Source organism: Aquicoccus sp. SU-CL01552 (genome assembly GCF_040365005.1).
GTDB lineage: Bacteria > Pseudomonadota > Alphaproteobacteria > Rhodobacterales > Rhodobacteraceae > Antarcticimicrobium.
Genome location: NZ_BAABWV010000016.1, coordinates 66,674 through 81,903, shown reverse-complemented (window position 1 = coordinate 81,903; position 15,230 = coordinate 66,674). Strand labels below are relative to the sequence as shown.

At 65.1% G+C, this 15,230-nt stretch carries 15 protein-coding genes; 7 read left to right on the top strand and 8 right to left on the bottom strand.

Annotated elements, in window-relative coordinates:
- Nucleotides 1-104 precede the first annotated feature (104 nt).
- Nucleotides 105-2,963 (top strand): excinuclease ABC subunit UvrA, encoded by a 2,859-nt coding sequence (gene uvrA, locus ABWV23_RS17505; protein WP_353350033.1) that lies wholly within the window; start codon nucleotides 105-107, stop codon nucleotides 2,961-2,963.
- Nucleotides 2,960-3,853 carry a patatin-like phospholipase family protein gene (locus tag ABWV23_RS17500; protein WP_353350031.1) on the top strand — a complete coding sequence of 298 codons (894 nt, stop codon included), beginning with the start codon at nucleotides 2,960-2,962 and terminating at the stop codon, nucleotides 3,851-3,853. The genes uvrA and ABWV23_RS17500 overlap by 4 nt, the downstream gene beginning before the upstream one ends.
- A gap of 6 nt (nucleotides 3,854-3,859) precedes the next feature.
- Here ABWV23_RS17500 and ABWV23_RS17495 read toward each other — a convergent pair whose 3' ends face one another.
- The 5 genes from ABWV23_RS17495 to ABWV23_RS17475 form a co-directional block, all read right to left on the bottom strand.
- The gene (locus ABWV23_RS17495) at nucleotides 3,860-4,060 is read right to left on the bottom strand and encodes a YgaP family membrane protein (RefSeq protein WP_353350029.1); all 201 of its coding nucleotides are present in this window, start codon (nucleotides 4,058-4,060) and stop codon (nucleotides 3,860-3,862) included.
- Nucleotides 4,061-4,194: 134 nt separating this feature from the next.
- Nucleotides 4,195-5,067, bottom strand: a complete 873-nt coding sequence (gene mmsB / locus ABWV23_RS17490) for a 3-hydroxyisobutyrate dehydrogenase (protein WP_353350027.1) — start codon at nucleotides 5,065-5,067, stop codon at nucleotides 4,195-4,197.
- Nucleotides 5,064-6,113, bottom strand: a complete 1,050-nt coding sequence (locus ABWV23_RS17485; protein ID WP_353350025.1) for an enoyl-CoA hydratase/isomerase family protein — start codon at nucleotides 6,111-6,113, stop codon at nucleotides 5,064-5,066. The genes mmsB and ABWV23_RS17485 overlap by 4 nt, the downstream gene beginning before the upstream one ends.
- Nucleotides 6,114-6,124: 11 nt before the next feature.
- Nucleotides 6,125-7,267, bottom strand: a complete 1,143-nt coding sequence (locus ABWV23_RS17480; RefSeq protein WP_353350023.1) for an acyl-CoA dehydrogenase family protein — start codon at nucleotides 7,265-7,267, stop codon at nucleotides 6,125-6,127.
- 164 nt (nucleotides 7,268-7,431) lie between these two features.
- Entirely contained in the window at nucleotides 7,432-8,547 is a 1,116-nt protein-coding gene (locus ABWV23_RS17475; RefSeq protein ID WP_353350021.1) for a carboxylate-amine ligase, read from the bottom strand.
- 147 nt (nucleotides 8,548-8,694) lie between these two features.
- Here ABWV23_RS17475 and ABWV23_RS17470 point away from each other — a divergent pair, with 147 nt between their 5' ends.
- Nucleotides 8,695-9,555, top strand: a complete 861-nt coding sequence (locus ABWV23_RS17470; protein WP_353350019.1) for a class I SAM-dependent methyltransferase — start codon at nucleotides 8,695-8,697, stop codon at nucleotides 9,553-9,555.
- An 83-nt stretch (nucleotides 9,556-9,638) separates the two neighbouring features.
- Here the strand turns inward: ABWV23_RS17470 and ABWV23_RS17465 are convergent, their stop codons facing one another.
- Complete coding sequence (locus tag ABWV23_RS17465) at nucleotides 9,639-10,238, bottom strand: L,D-transpeptidase (RefSeq protein ID WP_353350017.1); 600 nt, start codon at nucleotides 10,236-10,238, stop codon at nucleotides 9,639-9,641.
- Between the two features lie 160 nt (nucleotides 10,239-10,398).
- A complete protein-coding gene (locus ABWV23_RS17460; RefSeq protein ID WP_353350015.1) occupies nucleotides 10,399-10,824 on the bottom strand; it encodes a hypothetical protein in 426 nt (141 codons plus the stop codon).
- A gap of 254 nt (nucleotides 10,825-11,078) precedes the next feature.
- Between ABWV23_RS17460 and ABWV23_RS17455 the strand changes: the two genes are divergently transcribed.
- Nucleotides 11,079-11,540, top strand: coding sequence for a DsrE family protein (locus ABWV23_RS17455; protein WP_353350013.1), 462 nt, complete (start codon nucleotides 11,079-11,081; stop codon nucleotides 11,538-11,540).
- 64 nt (nucleotides 11,541-11,604) lie between these two features.
- Here ABWV23_RS17455 and ABWV23_RS17450 read toward each other — a convergent pair whose 3' ends face one another.
- Nucleotides 11,605-13,104 (bottom strand): CoA-acylating methylmalonate-semialdehyde dehydrogenase, encoded by a 1,500-nt coding sequence (locus ABWV23_RS17450; RefSeq protein WP_353350011.1) that lies wholly within the window; start codon nucleotides 13,102-13,104, stop codon nucleotides 11,605-11,607.
- Nucleotides 13,105-13,204: 100 nt separating this feature from the next.
- On the opposite strand from ABWV23_RS17450, the gene ABWV23_RS17445 reads away from it, so the two are divergent.
- The 3 genes from ABWV23_RS17445 (at nucleotide 13,205) to coaD (ending at nucleotide 15,188) form a co-directional block, all read left to right on the top strand.
- Nucleotides 13,205-14,101: a LysR family transcriptional regulator gene (locus ABWV23_RS17445; protein ID WP_353350009.1), complete on the top strand. Its 897-nt coding sequence runs from the start codon at nucleotides 13,205-13,207 to the stop codon at nucleotides 14,099-14,101.
- A gap of 60 nt (nucleotides 14,102-14,161) precedes the next feature.
- A complete protein-coding gene (locus ABWV23_RS17440) occupies nucleotides 14,162-14,593 on the top strand; it encodes a CBS domain-containing protein (RefSeq protein WP_353350007.1) in 432 nt (143 codons plus the stop codon).
- A 97-nt stretch (nucleotides 14,594-14,690) separates the two neighbouring features.
- Entirely contained in the window at nucleotides 14,691-15,188 is a 498-nt protein-coding gene (coaD, locus tag ABWV23_RS17435) for a pantetheine-phosphate adenylyltransferase (RefSeq protein WP_353350005.1), read from the top strand.
- Nucleotides 15,189-15,230 lie beyond the last annotated feature (42 nt).

The following is a 15,230-nucleotide window of genomic DNA, read 5'->3' as shown; positions in this document are numbered from 1 at the left end:
TGCCGAAACCGGTGAATTCGATGATGTTCATACTTTGTTCACATTTTCCGGTTGGAGACTCGCCCCGGCTCACCTATTTCTTAGGCACGCGGAACGGGGATGAAATGGCTGAGCTGAAAAAGATCGAGGTGCGCGGCGCGCGCGAGCACAATCTGAAGGGGATCGACGTGGACATCCCGCGCGACGAACTGGTGGTGATCACCGGTCTGTCGGGGTCGGGCAAGTCGTCGCTGGCCTTCGATACCATCTATGCCGAGGGGCAGCGACGCTATGTCGAGAGCCTGTCGGCCTATGCGCGGCAATTCCTCGACATGATGGAAAAGCCGGACGTCGACCATATCAGCGGTCTCAGCCCGGCGATCTCCATCGAGCAGAAGACCACCAGCAAGAACCCGCGCTCGACCGTCGGCACGGTGACCGAGATCTACGATTACCTGCGGCTGCTGTTCGCGCGCGCTGGCACCCCCTACAGCCCGGCCACCGGCCTGCCGATCGAGGCGCAGCAGGTGCAGGACATGGTCGACCGCATCATGGCGATGGAGGAAGGCACGCGCGCCTACCTGCTGGCCCCCATCGTCCGCGACCGCAAGGGAGAGTACCGCAAGGAGTTCCTGGAGCTGCGCAAGCAGGGGTTCCAGCGGGTCAAGGTCAACGGCGAGTTCTACGAGCTTGATGAGCCGCCGACGCTGGACAAGAAATTCCGCCACGACATCGACGTGGTGGTCGACCGCATCGTGGTGCGCGAGGGGATGGAAACCCGGCTGGCCGACAGCCTGCGCACCGCGCTCGACCTGGCCGATGGCATCGCCGTGCTGGAAACCGCCCCGAAGGAGGGCGACCCCGAGCGCCTGACATTTTCCGAGAATTTCGCCTGTCCGGTTTCGGGCTTTACCATCCCCGAGATCGAGCCGCGCCTGTTCTCGTTCAACGCGCCCTTCGGCGCCTGCCCGGAGTGCGACGGGCTTGGGGTGGAGCTGTTCTTTGACGAACGCCTGGTGGTGCCCGATGCCACGCTGAAGATCTACGACGGCGCGCTGGCGCCCTGGCGCAAGGGCAAGTCGCCCTATTTCCTGCAGACCATCGAGGCGATCGCCAGGCATTTCGAGTTCGACAAGAACGCCCGCTGGAAGGATCTTCCGAAACACGTGCAGCAGGTGTTCCTCTATGGCTCGGGCGACGAGGAAATCCCGTTCCGCTATGACGAGGGCGGGCGCGTCTATCAGGTGACACGGGTGTTCGAGGGGGTGATCCCCAACATGGAGCGCCGCTACCGCGAGACCGACAGCAACTGGATCCGCGAGGAATTCGAACGCTATCAGAACAACCGCCCCTGCCAGGCCTGCGGCGGCTATCGGCTGCGCCCCGAGGCGCTGGCGGTCAAGATCGCCGGGCTGCACGCGGGGCAGGTGGTCGAGATGTCGATCAAGCAAGCCTTCGACTGGATCGACACCGTGCCCGAAACCCTCAGCGCGCAGAAGAACGAGATCGCCCGCGCCATCCTCAAGGAGATCCGCGAGCGGCTGGGATTCCTCAACAACGTCGGGCTGGAATACCTCACGCTCAGCCGCAACGCCGGCACGCTGTCGGGCGGCGAAAGCCAGCGGATCCGGCTGGCCAGCCAGATCGGCTCGGGCCTCACCGGGGTGCTTTACGTGCTGGACGAGCCCTCGATCGGGCTGCACCAGCGCGACAACGACCGGCTGATCGGTACCCTCAAGAACCTGCGCGACCAGGGCAACACGGTGATCGTGGTCGAGCATGACGAGGACATGATCCGGCAGTCCGATTACGTCTTTGACATCGGCCCCGGGGCCGGCGTGCATGGCGGCAAGGTGGTCAGCCACGGCACGCCGCTGCAGATCGCCGCTGACCCGGCCTCGATCACCGGGCAATACCTGTCCGGTGCGCGCGAGATCCCGATCCCGACCGAGCGGCGCGCCGGCAAGGGCAAGGCGGTCACCGTGGTCAAGGCCACTGGCAACAACCTGAAGAAACTCACCGCCGATTTCCCGCTGGGCCAGTTCGTTTGCGTCACCGGTGTCTCGGGCGGGGGCAAGTCGACGCTGACCATCGAGACCCTGTTCAAGACCGCGTCGATGCGCCTGAACGGGGCGCGCCAGACGCCCGCCCCCTGCGAGACCATCAAGGGGCTGGAGCATCTGGACAAGGTGATCGACATCGACCAGCGCCCGATCGGGCGCACGCCGCGGTCGAACCCGGCCACCTATACCGGCGCCTTCACCCCGATCCGCGACTGGTTCGCCGGCCTGCCCGAGGCCAAGGCGCGCGGCTACAAGCCGGGGCGGTTCAGCTTCAACGTCAAGGGCGGCCGCTGCGAGGCCTGTCAGGGCGACGGCGTCATCAAGATCGAGATGCACTTTCTCCCCGATGTCTATGTCACCTGCGAAACCTGCAAGGGCGCGCGTTATAACCGCGAGACCTTGGAAATCCGTTTCAAGGGCAAGAGCATAGCCGACGTTCTTGACATGACGGTCGAAGAGGCGCGCGACTTCTTCAAGGCGGTGCCGAGCATCCGCGACAAGATGGATGCGCTGCACCGCGTGGGCCTCGACTACATCAAGGTCGGCCAGCAGGCGACGACGCTTTCGGGGGGCGAGGCGCAGCGGGTGAAACTGTCCAAGGAGCTGTCGAAACGCTCGACCGGGCGCACCCTCTATATCCTCGACGAGCCCACCACAGGGTTGCATTTCGAGGATGTGAAAAAGCTGCTCGAGGTGCTGCACGAACTGGTCGACCAGGGCAATTCGGTTGTGGTGATCGAGCATAACCTCGACGTGATCAAGACCGCCGACCACATCATCGACATCGGTCCCGAGGGCGGCGACGGCGGCGGCGAGATCGTGGCGACCGGCACCCCGGAGCAGGTCGCCGACAACCCGCGCAGCCATACCGGGCGCTACCTCAAGCCGATTCTCGACGGCGCCCGGGTGGCGGCGGAGTGAGCTTGCGGCCGCTTGGTCTGGCGCTGGGGTCCGGCGGCGCGCGTGGCTGGTGCCACATCGGTGTGTTGCGCGCGTTGCAGGATCAGGGCGTGCGGCCCGCCATGGTGGCCGGCTGTTCGATGGGGGCGCTGGTGGGCGCGGCCTGGGCGGGGGGCCGTCTCGACTCGCTGGAGAATTGGGCGCGCAGCCTGAGCAGCACCAGTTTCATGGGCATGATCGACCTGCGGCTTGACCGCAGCGGGATGATGCGCGGCGCGGCGATCATGGAGATGCTGCGTGATCTCGGCCTGCCCGAGACCATCGAGGAGTTGGAGTTTCCCTTTATCGCGGTGGCCACCGACATGCAGACCGGGCGCGAGGTCTGGCTGCGCGAGGGATCGTTGGCCGACGCGGTGCGCGCCTCGATTTCGCTGCCGGCGATCCTGCGGCCGCACCGGATCGACGGGCGCTGGCTGCTCGACGGTGGGCTGATCAACCCGGTGCCGGTCTCTGCCGCGCGGGCGTTGGGGGCGCGGCGCATCCTTTCGGTCAATCCCAACGACAAGGGGGGCGGCCCCCTGTGGGAGCCGAGCGAGGGCCGGCTCTGGTCCGCTTTGCAGGCGCCGGAACTGCTCGACAAGCTGCCCGACCCGGTGCGCAAGCTGCTGCCGGAACGGGATGCCGGCCCGCTGGATCCGACCTATTTCGACGTGGTCTCGGCCTCGATCGACGTGCTGACGGAGTTCCTGCGCAAGAGCCGCGAGGCCGCCGATCCCGCCGATCTGGCGCTGGCGGCGGATCTGACCGACATGTCGACGCTGGAGTTCTACCGCGCCGGCCATGCCATCGACGAGGGCACGCGTATTACCTGTGCCGCCGCCGACCGCATCGCCCAGCTGGCCGAGGGGTAGGCGGGGTCAGTCGATCTCGCTGGTGCTGTGGTTCAGCTGCGCATAGATCGGGCAGGTGCCCAGCAGCCCCGAGGCCATCGGCAACAGTCCCAGCAGGAACAGCCAGGCGAAGGCCGCCGGAGCGAAAACGGTAAAGGCGATCAGCATCGCCGCCCCCAGAAGGATGCGGCCGATCCGGTCGATATTTCCAAGATTGCTGTTGAACATGCGCGGTCCTCATTCACCCGTTACATATGGCGGGGATTTGACCGCGCCCGTCTTAACGGACGGTGAAGACGGGACGCCGGAGCGGAAAAACCGCTCCGGCGAAACGTGCGGGGGCGTGGCCCCGCGTCACTGCGTCATTCGCGGTGGCGTTTCTCGAACCGCGGCAGCATGGCGGAAAAGTCCATGCCCTTGCCGTCCTCCTGTTCGACGAACTGCGCATAAAGCGCCTGCGCCAATGCGCCCATCGGGGTGTCGGCATCGGCGCTCTCTGCGGCCTGCTGGCTCAGCCGCAGATCCTTGAGCATCAGGTCGGCGGCGAAACCGGGCTTGTAATCGTTGTCCGACGGCGATTGCGGGCCGACGCCCGGGGCCGGGCAATAGGCGTTCATCGTCCAGCTATAGCCGGAGGAGGTCGAGACCACGTCGAACATCTTCTGCCGGTCCAGACCCAGCTTGTCGGCCAGCGCAAAGGCCTCGCAGGTGGCGATCATGGTCACGCCCAGGATCATGTTGTTGCAGATCTTGGCGGCCTGTCCGGCGCCGGCGTCGCCGCAATGCACCGCCTTTTGCCCCATGATGTCGAACAGTGGATTGGCCTTGGCGAACGCCGCCTCCGAACCACCGGCCATGAAGGTCAGCGTACCGCCCGTCGCTCCGCCGGTGCCACCGGAAACCGGCGCATCCACCGCCAGAAGGCCGGCGTCCTCGGCCTGCGCGGCCACGGCGCGGGCGCTGTCGACGTCGACGGTCGAGCAATCGACAAAGGTTGCGCCCTTGTCCATCGCCGGGATGATCTCTGCCGCCACGGCGCGCAGGATCTGCCCGTTGGGCAGCATGGTGATCACCACCTCGGCCCCCTTGGCGGCCTCGGCGGCCGATCCGGCCATCTGCACGCCCTCGATGGCGACATCCGCCATGTCAAAGCCGGTCACCTCGTGCCCCGCCTTGGCCAGGTTGGCCGCCATCGGCCCGCCCATGTTGCCCAGCCCGATAAACCCGATCTTCATCTGTCAGTCTCCTCTTCGAATGTCAGCGCCTCGTCCCCCAGCGGCGCCAGCATGCGCAGCATGTCCGCCTCGGGCACCTCCGCGCCGGCGTGTTTCCACCGCGGATTGCGGTCCTTGTCGATGATCTGGGCGCGGATCCCTTCCAGGAAATCGCCCTCTTCCATCGCCCGCCAGGTAAAGCGGTATTCCAGGTCCAGCGCCTGCCGGATACCACCGCCCCCGGCGCGCAGCCGGCGCAGCATCTCGACCGTGCAGGCCATCGACAGCGGCGAGTTTCGTTCCAGCGCGGCGCGGGACTTTTGCGCGAAATCGCTCTCGTCCCCGGCCAGCGAGGCCTGGATCGCCGCCAGCGAGCCGCCGCCGAAATGGCGGTCGATATCGCCACGCATCTCGCCCAGCGCCGAGGGCGGGGCGGGCAGGGCATGCGCCGCCACATGGGCCACGTCGCCGCTGGCCTCCAGCATCTCGATCAGGTCGGACCATTTTTCGCGCGGGATGAAATGGTCGGCGAAGCCGGCCAGGATCGCGTCGCCCGCCGCCATCCGTCCGGCGGTCAGCCCCAGGTATTCGCCCAAGTGCCCCGGCGCGCGCGACAGCAGGTGGCAACCTCCCACGTCCGGTATCAGCCCGATGCCGCATTCCGGCATTGCGATGCGCGAACTGTCATCCACCACCCGGTGCCCGCCGTGGCAGCCGATGCCGACGCCGCCGCCCATGGTGAACCCCTGCATGAAGCTGACCACCGGCTTGGGGTATTCGGCGATAAAGGCGTTCAGCCGGTACTCGTCGCGCCAGAAGTTGCGACCATAGGCGAAATCGCCCTTGGTGCCGGTGTCATAGAGCGCGGCGATATCGCCACCGGCACAGAACGCCTTGTCGCCCTCGGCATCGATCACCACCAGGTCCACATCGTCATCGTCGCGCCACAGCCGCATCTCGGCGTCGATCGCCATGCACATGTCATAGCTCATCGCGTTGAGTGCCTGCGGCCGGGTAAAGGTGATGCGCCCGGCGCGCCCGGTGACCCGGATGTCGATATCGGCCATGCTCAACCCCCTCAGCGTTCGGCCAGCAGGTTTCGGGCGACGATCATCCGCATGATCTCGTTGGTGCCCTCGAGGATCTGGTGCACCCGCAGATCGCGCACCAGCTTCTCGATGCCGTAATCGGCCAGGTAGCCATAGCCGCCGTGCAGTTGCAGGCACTGGTCGACCACCTTCGATCCGGCCTCGGTGACGAATTTCTTGGCCATGGCACAGAACTTGGTCGCGTCCGGCGCGCCCTGGTCCAGCTTCCACGCAGCCTGCCGCAGGAAGGTACGCGCCGCCTGAAGCTCGATCTCCATGTCGGCCAGGCGGAATTGCAGCGCCTGGAACTGGTCGATGCTTTTGCCGAACGCCTTGCGCTCGCCCATGTAGGCCAACGTCATGTTCAGCGCGGTCTGCGCCGCCCCCAGCGAACAGGCCGAGATGTTCAGCCGACCGCCATCAAGCCCCATCATCGCGTATTTGAAGCCGTCGCCCTCATTGCCGATCAGGTTGCCGGCGGGGATCTTGCAATCGTCGAACTGCACCTGCGCGGTGGGTTGGCTGCGCCAGCCCATCTTGTCTTCGAGGCCGCCGAAACTCAGCCCCGGAGTGCCGTCCTCGACGTACACGGACGAGATGCCCTTGGGGCCGTCCGCGCCGGTGCGCACCATGCAGACATAGGCATCCGAATAACCACCGCCCGAGATGAACGCCTTGGTGCCGTTCAGGGTATAGCCCTCGTTGCTCTTTTCCGCCCGCGTCTTCAGCGCGGCCGCGTCCGAGCCTGATCCCGGTTCGGTCAGGCAATAGCTCAGCACCGTGTTCAACCCGATCACGTCCGGCATGATCCGCGCCTTGAGCGCGTCATCGGCAAAGCTGTCGATCATCTTGGCGCACATGTTGTGGATCGACAAAAACGCCGCGACCGAGGGGCAGGCCATGCTCAGCGCCTCGAACACCAGCGTGGCGTCAAGCCGGCCCAGACCGGCGCCGCCGCCTTCTTCCGAGACATAGAGTCCGCCAAAACCCAGTTCGCCGACCTGCGGCCAAAGCTCCTTGGGGATGGTGCCCTGCGCTTCCCAGTCGCGCGCGTGCGGTGCGATCTGCTCCTGCCCAAAGGCAAAAGCCATGTCGAAAATCGCCGTCTGTTCTTCGGTGAGTGCAAAATCCATGGCACGCCTCCCCTCATACCCGGTTAATTGAACATATGTTTAATTTTATCCCCGCAACCCGCCACGATCAAGCCGCATTGCTGCAAAGTCGTCTTGCGTTTCTGATTCATTTGACGTTTCGCGGCGACGGGCGCGCCGCAAGGCCCCGGATACAGCCCGGCCGATCAAAGGTCGGCGTGAAATTCCTCGATTAGGTGCCGCACGACGGCCTGCCCGGGATCCTCGCCCTTGGCCTTTGCTTCGGCGAAAACCCGGCGCTGGCGGGTGGCGCTGGTGCCCTGTTCGACCATGGGGCGCAGCGCGGCGATCTCTTCCATCGTGCCCAGGGCCTCGGCATCCTCGGCCAGCAGCCCGGTCAGCTCGTCGGTCAGTTGCAGCATCGGCTTGATCCGGCGCTCTCCGAAATCGATCAACCCCTCTCCCACGCCGTAGCGTTGCGCGCGCCAGCGGTTCTCGTCGATCAGGAACCGGTCGTATTCGCGCCAGCGCAGGTTGCGTTCGCGCAGCCGCATCAACATGCGGATGATCGCCTGGGTCAGCGCCGCCAGCGACAACGCGTGTTCCAGCCGGGGCGAGACGTCCATGATCCGTGTCTCCAACGTCGGAAAGGCGTGCGAGGGGCGCAGATCCCACCAGATCTTGCTGGTGTCCTCGATCACCCCCAGCTCAATCAATGCGCCGGTGGTCCGTTCATATTCGGCCCAGCTCGAGAACGCCGGCGGCAGCCCGGTGCGCGGCAGGTTGTCGAACACCGTCAGCCGGTATGAGGCCAGCCCGGTGTCCTCGCCCTGCCAGAACGGCGAGGAGGTGGACAGCGCCAGCAGGTGCGGCAGGAAATAGCACATCTGCGGCATCAGGTCGGTGCGCAGCGACGGGTCCTCGATGCCCACATGCACATGCATGCCGCAGATCAGCATGCGCCGGGCCACCCCGCCCAGGTCGTGCTGGAGGCTATCATAGCGCTGCTTGCGGGTGTGAGACTGATCCTTCCAGTCGGCAGAGGGGTGGCAACTCACCGCGATCGGGGCCAGCCCGTGCTCGGCGGCCCGTTTCGACACCACCGCGCGCAGCCGCCGCAGATCCTCGCGCGCCTCGGCGATGGTGGCGCAGACGCGGGTGCCCACCTCGATTTGGCATTGCAGGAATTCCGGGCTGACCTGATCGCCCAGGTCATTCTTGCAGGCGGTCATCAGCGTCTCGGGCGCCTCGGCGAGCCGCAGCGAGTCGCGGTCGACCAGCAGGTACTCCTCTTCGATCCCGAGGGTGAAGTCGCTTTGCATGCACGGTCTCCGGACTGGGACGTTCCGACCAGTCAAGCGCGACACAGGCCCAATGCCAAGCGAAAACGCCCGCCCGGGGCGATCGGCGGTTGCGCCGATGCGGGGCAGGGCGCTATGCAGGCCGCCGCAGCCAGACGGAGCGCCCCCATGCCCAAGCCCCCCTTGCCGGACCTCGATGCGATGATTGCCGGTCTCGATCCGGCGCAAATCCGGCGGCTGGCGCGCAGCTTGGGCGAGCAGGCGCAGGAACGCGCGCGGCTGAAGGCCTTCGAGGCCGCCGGCGGGCTGGACCGCCCGGTCTACGCGCTGTCGCCGGGGATGGAGGGGTTTGACATCGCCCCGCTGGTCGAGGGTTACCGCGCCCATGCTGGCGATCTCGCCCGCCTTGCCGATCCCGCCGGCACCGACAGCGGTTATGTCCCGGACAACGGCTATTTCGACACCCCGGACGCCGAGGCGCTGTACCTGATGGTGCGCCGCTTTGCCCCCCGGCGGGTGATCGAGGTGGGCTGCGGCAATTCCACCCGCGTCACCCGGCAGGCGATCACCGATGGAAGGCTGGACACCACCTTGACCGCCGTCGACCCTTGGCCGCGCGCCGATATTGCCGATGTGGTGGACCGTTTCGAACAGGCGGCGCTGGAAACTGTCGACCCGGCGCTATTCGCCACGCTGCAGGCCGGCGACATCCTGTTCATCGATTCCAGCCACCAGCTGCGGATGAGCAACGACGTCGCGCATCTGTTCTGCCGGATCATCCCGGCACTGGCGCCCGGCGTGGTGATCCACGTCCACGACGTGTTCCTGCCCTACGAGTATCCCAAGCGGTTCTTCTACGACTGCCCGTCCTGGGGCGAGCAATACATGCTGCACGCGCTGTTGCAGGGAGGCGGCTACGAGATCCTCTGGCCCGGCTACCTGTTGCAGCGCGACCGCCCCGACGCGGTGGCGGCGCTGCCGTTCCTGGCACGGGGTCGGGCGCAAAGCTTCTGGATGCGCAAGCGATAGGGCGACCGGCCCGGATCAGACGCAAAACGGGCGGCCCGACCGGACCGCCCGCCTTGTACGAAACAGGGCCTGAATTCCCCGATTCAGAGCAGCCGGACCTGCGTGCCGATCTGCACCAACGGGTAAAGCTCTTCGACGTGCTGGTTATAAAGCCCGATGCACCCCGACGAGCTTTGGCGCCCGATCTTGCGGGTGTCATGGGTGCCATGCACCAAGTAGGCTGGCCAGCCCAGGTACATCGCCCGGGTGCCCAGCGGGTTGCCCGGCCCGCCCTTCATGAACGCGGGCAGCGAGGGGTCGCGTTCGCGCATCGAGGGCGTCGGAGTCCAGCGCGGATTCTCGGCCTTGCGCACGACCTTTGTATAACCGCGCTTGGTCAGTTCCTCGGTCAGCGGCACCGAGGAGGGGTAGAGGCGATAGGTCTCGCCGTCGGGGCCCCAATAGTGCACCGCGCGGCTGGAAATGTCGGCCAGCAGGCAGCCCTTGCCCAGCTCGTCGAAATGGTCTTGCCAATGTTGCTCTCGGAACGACGAGATGTTGCGACGCACCGGGAACTGATCGCTGATCGGCTGTTCCTCTTGCGGAAAGGCGTCGGTGGACTGAGCCCGAAGAAGGGCGGGGGTGGCGAGAGTCACGGCAGCGCCAAGCAGCGCGCTGCGGCGGGTGATGCGTTTGTCAGTCATGTGCTCGGACCTCGGATAGATTAGGTTCTGGGGGTTGAATACGTAAACCGCGCCCGCAAATCCAGTGCGCCCCCTGCCGCAGAGGCCGGTCTCACGCGATTGTTAGCGGTTGCGCGGCAAATCGCCTTGGTTTCAGCCAATACAGGTGGGTTTTCCCGGCTCAGGCTTCCTTGGCGATGCTCCATAGCTCATCAAGCTGGCGTTCGGGCTGCCCCAGAAGCTCCAGCGCGTGGGCCTCGTCCTCCTGCACCAGGGCGACGACCGAGTCGAACGGCTCCCACGAGCGCAGGATATTCCGCGCCAGCTGCTTGCCCAGGTGGTGCGGAGCGACATAGACCATCAGCGTCTCGGCGCCCTCGTCGCCGAAGACCTCGGATTTCTGCGCCTGCACCTGCATCAACTGGACGAAATCCTGTTCGACATCGGTCACAGCGGACAGATCGACGAGTTGCTTTTGCCCTGGGCGGCAGTCGGGGTGCCGGGCATATTCGGCAAAGGCGTTCATCGTGTCTTCCAGCCGGAGAACCCCGGCGTAGCGGACAAAGACCAGCCCGCGGTCAGGGAGGATGCGAAAGGATACCGACATGAGTGCCCCCGAAAGAGGTCTGAGGTGAACGAACAGTTTGCCTTTGAGACCATGGTCTCGCCAATCGGTCAATCCTGTCGCGCAGCCTTTGCGACGGCGTGACGGTTTTCCGCAACGGCGGGGGTGGTCAACCTGACATGGGGGAAAGGGCGCTGCGCGCCACGAACCTTCCTGCACTGGAGGGTTTGATTCAGGTCATATCGAGTATTTGAAATGTGTCTTAGGTTCAGGCGGATCACCCACAGGAGAAAACCATGAAATCGAAGATCTTATCCCTGGTTCTGGCCTTTGCGGTCGCACTTCTTGCCGGCGTCGGGGCAGACGTCGCCCGCGCCGACGAGGGTGCCAAGCGGGGCCTGTTCATCAACCTGACCACCGATGACACTTGGGCGGCCGCCAAGGCGATCATGTTCGCGCATCAGAAATCGCTGAAAGGCGGTCATGACACCGCGATCTGGCTGAACGTGCGGGCGGTCTACCTGGCCGACAAGAAGCGGGCCAGCCATGTGCACGGGCTGATGGCGGAAAGCGGAACCTCGATCCAGGACATGCTGACGGCCTTCATCGCCGACGGCGGCACGGTCATCATGTGCGGGGCTTGTTCCAAGGCGGCCGGGTTGACCAAGGAGGATTACATCGACGGGGTCGAGATGGGAACCTGGCCAGTGGTGGAAAGCTGGTTGTTCCGGGACGGGATGCAGACGCTCGCTTGGTGAGGCGCTTGCGCAAACGCAAAAGCCCCGGCCGGTTGGCCGGGGCTTTCTTTTTCATGACAGATGGTTAGTCCATTGCCTTGAAGTGGAACTCGCCGCCCTCTTTCAGGCCCGAGGGCCAACGCGAGGTGACAGTCTTGGTCCGGGTGTAGAACTTGAAGGCGTCCGGCCCGTGCTGGTTCAAGTCACCGAAGGCCGATTTCTTCCAGCCACCGAAGGTGTGATAGGCCAGCGGAACCGGGATCGGCACGTTGATGCCGACCATGCCGACATTGACCTTGCTGGCGAAATCACGGGCGGTGTCGCCATCGCGGGTAAAGATCGCGGTGCCGTTGCCCATCTCGTGATCCATGGCCAGTTTCAGCGCCTCGTCATAGCTCTGGGCGCGCACGGTGGAGAGCACCGGGCCAAAGATCTCCTGCTTGTAGATGTCCATGTCCGGGGTCACCTTGTCGAACAGGTGCGGGCCGACGAAGAAGCCGTCCTCGTACCCCTGCAGCGAGAAACCGCGACCATCGACCACCAGTTCGGCGCCCTGATCGACGCCCGACTGCACCAACCCGAGGATCTTTTCCTTGGCGGCGGAGGTCACGACGGGGCCGTAATCGACGTCATCGCCGGCGGTGTAGGGGCCGACCTTGAGCTTTTCGATGCGCGGCACCAGCTTTTCGATCAGCTTGTCTGCGGTCTCGTCGCCCACCGGCACGGCCACCGAGATCGCCATGCAGCGTTCGCCGGCGGCGCCGTAACCGGCCCCGATCAGCGCGTCGGCGGCCTGGTCCATGTTGGCATCCGGCATGATGATCATGTGGTTCTTGGCGCCACCGAAACATTGCACCCGCTTGCCGTTGGAGCAGCCACGGCCATAGATGTACTCGGCGATCGGGGTCGAGCCGACAAAGCCGACCGACTGGATGACCGGATGATCGAGGATGGCGTCGACTGCCTCCTTGTCGCCGTTCACCACCTGCAGGATGCCCTTGGGCAGGCCAGCCTCTTCGAACAGTTCGGCCAGCATCAGCGGCACCGAGGGGTCACGCTCGGACGGTTTCAGGATGAAGGCGTTGCCGCAGGCGATGGCCGGGGCGAACATCCACATCGGGATCATGGCGGGGAAGTTGAACGGGGTGATGCCGGCGGTGACGCCGAGCGCCTGACGCATCGAGTAGATGTCGATGCCGGGGCCGGCGCCATCGGTGAATTCACCCTTCAGCATCTGCGGCGCGCCGATGCAGTATTCCACCACTTCCAGACCGCGCTGCACGTCGCCCTTGGCGTCGGGGAAGGTCTTGCCGTGCTCGCGGCTCAGCGCCTCGGCCAGCTTGTCCATGTCGCGGTTCAGCAGATCGACGAATTTCATCAGCACGCGGGCGCGGCGCTGCGGGTTGACGGCGGCCCAGGCCGGTTGTGCGGCGGCGGCGATGTCGACGGCCTTCGCCATTTCCTCGACGCTGGCCAGCGGAGCCTTGGCCTGAACCTCGCCGGTGGCGGGATTGTAGACATCGGCAAAGCGGCCGGATGTGCCCTTGACGTGGGCGCCGTTGATGTAGTGGGTCAGTTCCTGCATCGGAATACTCCTCCAGTGATTTTGCGGCAGGATAGGCTTGCGCAAATCCCTTGAACAGAGGCAAGATTTCAAAAAGGCTTTGCATTTTCGCAGGAGTGACATGGAACCGCATTGGGATGACATGAAGGTGTTTCTGGCCGTCGCGCGGGAGGAGAGCCTGTCCGGTGCGGGCCGGGTGCTGAAGCTTGATCCGGCCACGGTGGGGCGCCGCATCACCCGGCTCGAGCGCGCGTTGGGCGCCGCGATCTTCGTGAAATCGCCACAGGGCTATGCGTTGAGCGCGGCGGGAGAGCGGCTTTTGGCGCATGGCGAGGCGGCGGAGGCCGCGATGCGCGCGGCGGGCGAGGCGCTGAGCGGGCCGAGCGACCGGCTGTCCGGCCAGATCCGCATCGGGGCGCCGGACGGCTGCGCCAACTACGTGCTGCCGCAAGTCTGCGCCCGGATCGGCGACGAGAACCCGGACCTCGATATCCAGATCGTGGCGCTGCCCCGGGTGGTGAACCTGTCGCGGCGCGAGGCCGACATGGCGATCGCCGTGAGTGCCCCGACGGCGGGGCGGCTTCTGGTGCAGAAAATCTGTGACTATCACCTGCATCTTGTCGCCTCGCAGGGGTTCCTGAACGCGCATCCGCCGCTGACCACGGTGGAGGACCTGCAACAGGTCCGCATGGTTGGATACGTGCCCGAGATGATCTTTGACGAGGAGTTGGATTATCTCGGTGACCTGGGAATCCGGCGGGTACCGCTGGCCTCGAACTCGGTCTCGGTCCAGTTGCGACTGGTGGCGCAGGGCACGGGCGTCGGCGTGGCGCATGATTTCTGCCTGCCGTCGCATGACAACCTGCACAAGGTACTGACGGATCAGGTCAGCCTGGCCCGGAGCTTTTACCTGGTGCGCTACCAGGGCGCACAGCGCAGCGTTCTGCTCACCCGTTTCGCCGAGGCGCTGTGCGACGGGGTCCGCGCCGAGGTGGCCCGGTTGGAAAGCCTCACTTGACTTGATCACTTATTGCGGCAACGCTTTGTGGAACGACAGAAAATTGCGGAGGTACACAGAATGCTTGTTCAATCGATTCTCAAGGGCAAGTCCGCCGGGGTCGTGACCATCCGCCCCGATGCAACGGTGTCGGACGCGTCCAAGGTTCTGGCGGAAAAGCACATCGGGTCGCTGGTGGTGTCCGAGGACGGAACCACGGCGCAGGGTATCCTGTCGGAGCGCGATATCGTGCGCGAACTGGCCCGCATCGGCAGCGGCTGCCTGGAGAAAAGCGTGGAGCATTACATGACCCGCGATCTGGTCACCTGTACCAGTCAGAGCAGCGTCGAGGACGTTCTGACGCAGATGACCGAAGGACGGTTTCGACACGTTCCCGTTGTCGAGGACGACCAGTTGGTCGGCATCGTCACCATCGGCGACCTGGTCAAGGCGCAACTGACCGAACTGGCGATGGAAAAGAACGCCCTGGAAGGCATGATCATGGGGCATTGAGCCGGGTAATTTTCTTGCCCTGAGCCTTGCGTGCCCTTGCAAATCATTTCCCTGTCGTGTTGCTTATGCTGCAGGAGCAAACAGGCAGGAGGACGCCATGCGCGTAGCGCTCTATCCGGGGACATTCGACCCGATCACCCTGGGTCATATCGACATCATCAGTCGGGCGTCGGCGCTGGTCGACAAGCTGGTGATCGGGGTCGCGATCAACCGTGACAAGGGGCCGTTGTTCTCGCTGGAAGAACGCGTGGCGATGATCGAGGCGGAATGCGCCAAGCTGAGCGAGCAGACCGGCACCGAGATCGTCGCGCATCCGTTCGAGAACCTGCTGATCGACTGTGCCCATGACGTCGGCGCGCAACTGATCGTGCGCGGCCTGCGCGCGGTGGCGGATTTCGAGTATGAGTTCCAGATGGTCGGCATGAACCGGGCGCTGGATGCCAGTGTCGAGACGGTGTTCCTGATGGCCGATGCGCGCCGCCAGGCGATTGCCAGCAAGCTGGTCAAGGAGATCGCGCGGCTGGGCGGGGACGTGTCCAAGTTCGTCACCCCGCTGGTGAACGAGGCGTTGAAGGAGCGGCTTGCCGTCAATTAGGGGCCGAAGGACTGGCCGGGCAGGGGGCCGATGGCGCCCTGC

Coding starts and splice junctions, on each gene's coding strand:
- uvrA (WP_353350033.1), top strand. CDS start 105: ATGGCTGAGCTGAAAAAGATCGAGGTGCGCGGCGCGCGCGAGCACAAT.
- ABWV23_RS17495 (WP_353350029.1), bottom strand. CDS start 4,060: ATGTTCAACAGCAATCTTGGAAATATCGACCGGATCGGCCGCATCCTT.
- mmsB (WP_353350027.1), bottom strand. CDS start 5,067: ATGAAGATCGGGTTTATCGGGCTGGGCAACATGGGCGGGCCGATGGCG.
- ABWV23_RS17485 (WP_353350025.1), bottom strand. CDS start 6,113: ATGGCCGATATCGACATCCGGGTCACCGGGCGCGCCGGGCGCATCACC.
- ABWV23_RS17480 (WP_353350023.1), bottom strand. CDS start 7,267: ATGGATTTTGCACTCACCGAAGAACAGACGGCGATTTTCGACATGGCT.
- ABWV23_RS17475 (WP_353350021.1), bottom strand. CDS start 8,547: ATGCAAAGCGACTTCACCCTCGGGATCGAAGAGGAGTACCTGCTGGTC.
- ABWV23_RS17470 (WP_353350019.1), top strand. CDS start 8,695: ATGCCCAAGCCCCCCTTGCCGGACCTCGATGCGATGATTGCCGGTCTC.
- ABWV23_RS17465 (WP_353350017.1), bottom strand. CDS start 10,238: ATGACTGACAAACGCATCACCCGCCGCAGCGCGCTGCTTGGCGCTGCC.
- ABWV23_RS17460 (WP_353350015.1), bottom strand. CDS start 10,824: ATGTCGGTATCCTTTCGCATCCTCCCTGACCGCGGGCTGGTCTTTGTC.
- ABWV23_RS17455 (WP_353350013.1), top strand. CDS start 11,079: ATGAAATCGAAGATCTTATCCCTGGTTCTGGCCTTTGCGGTCGCACTT.
- ABWV23_RS17450 (WP_353350011.1), bottom strand. CDS start 13,104: ATGCAGGAACTGACCCACTACATCAACGGCGCCCACGTCAAGGGCACA.
- ABWV23_RS17445 (WP_353350009.1), top strand. CDS start 13,205: ATGGAACCGCATTGGGATGACATGAAGGTGTTTCTGGCCGTCGCGCGG.
- ABWV23_RS17440 (WP_353350007.1), top strand. CDS start 14,162: ATGCTTGTTCAATCGATTCTCAAGGGCAAGTCCGCCGGGGTCGTGACC.
- coaD (WP_353350005.1), top strand. CDS start 14,691: ATGCGCGTAGCGCTCTATCCGGGGACATTCGACCCGATCACCCTGGGT.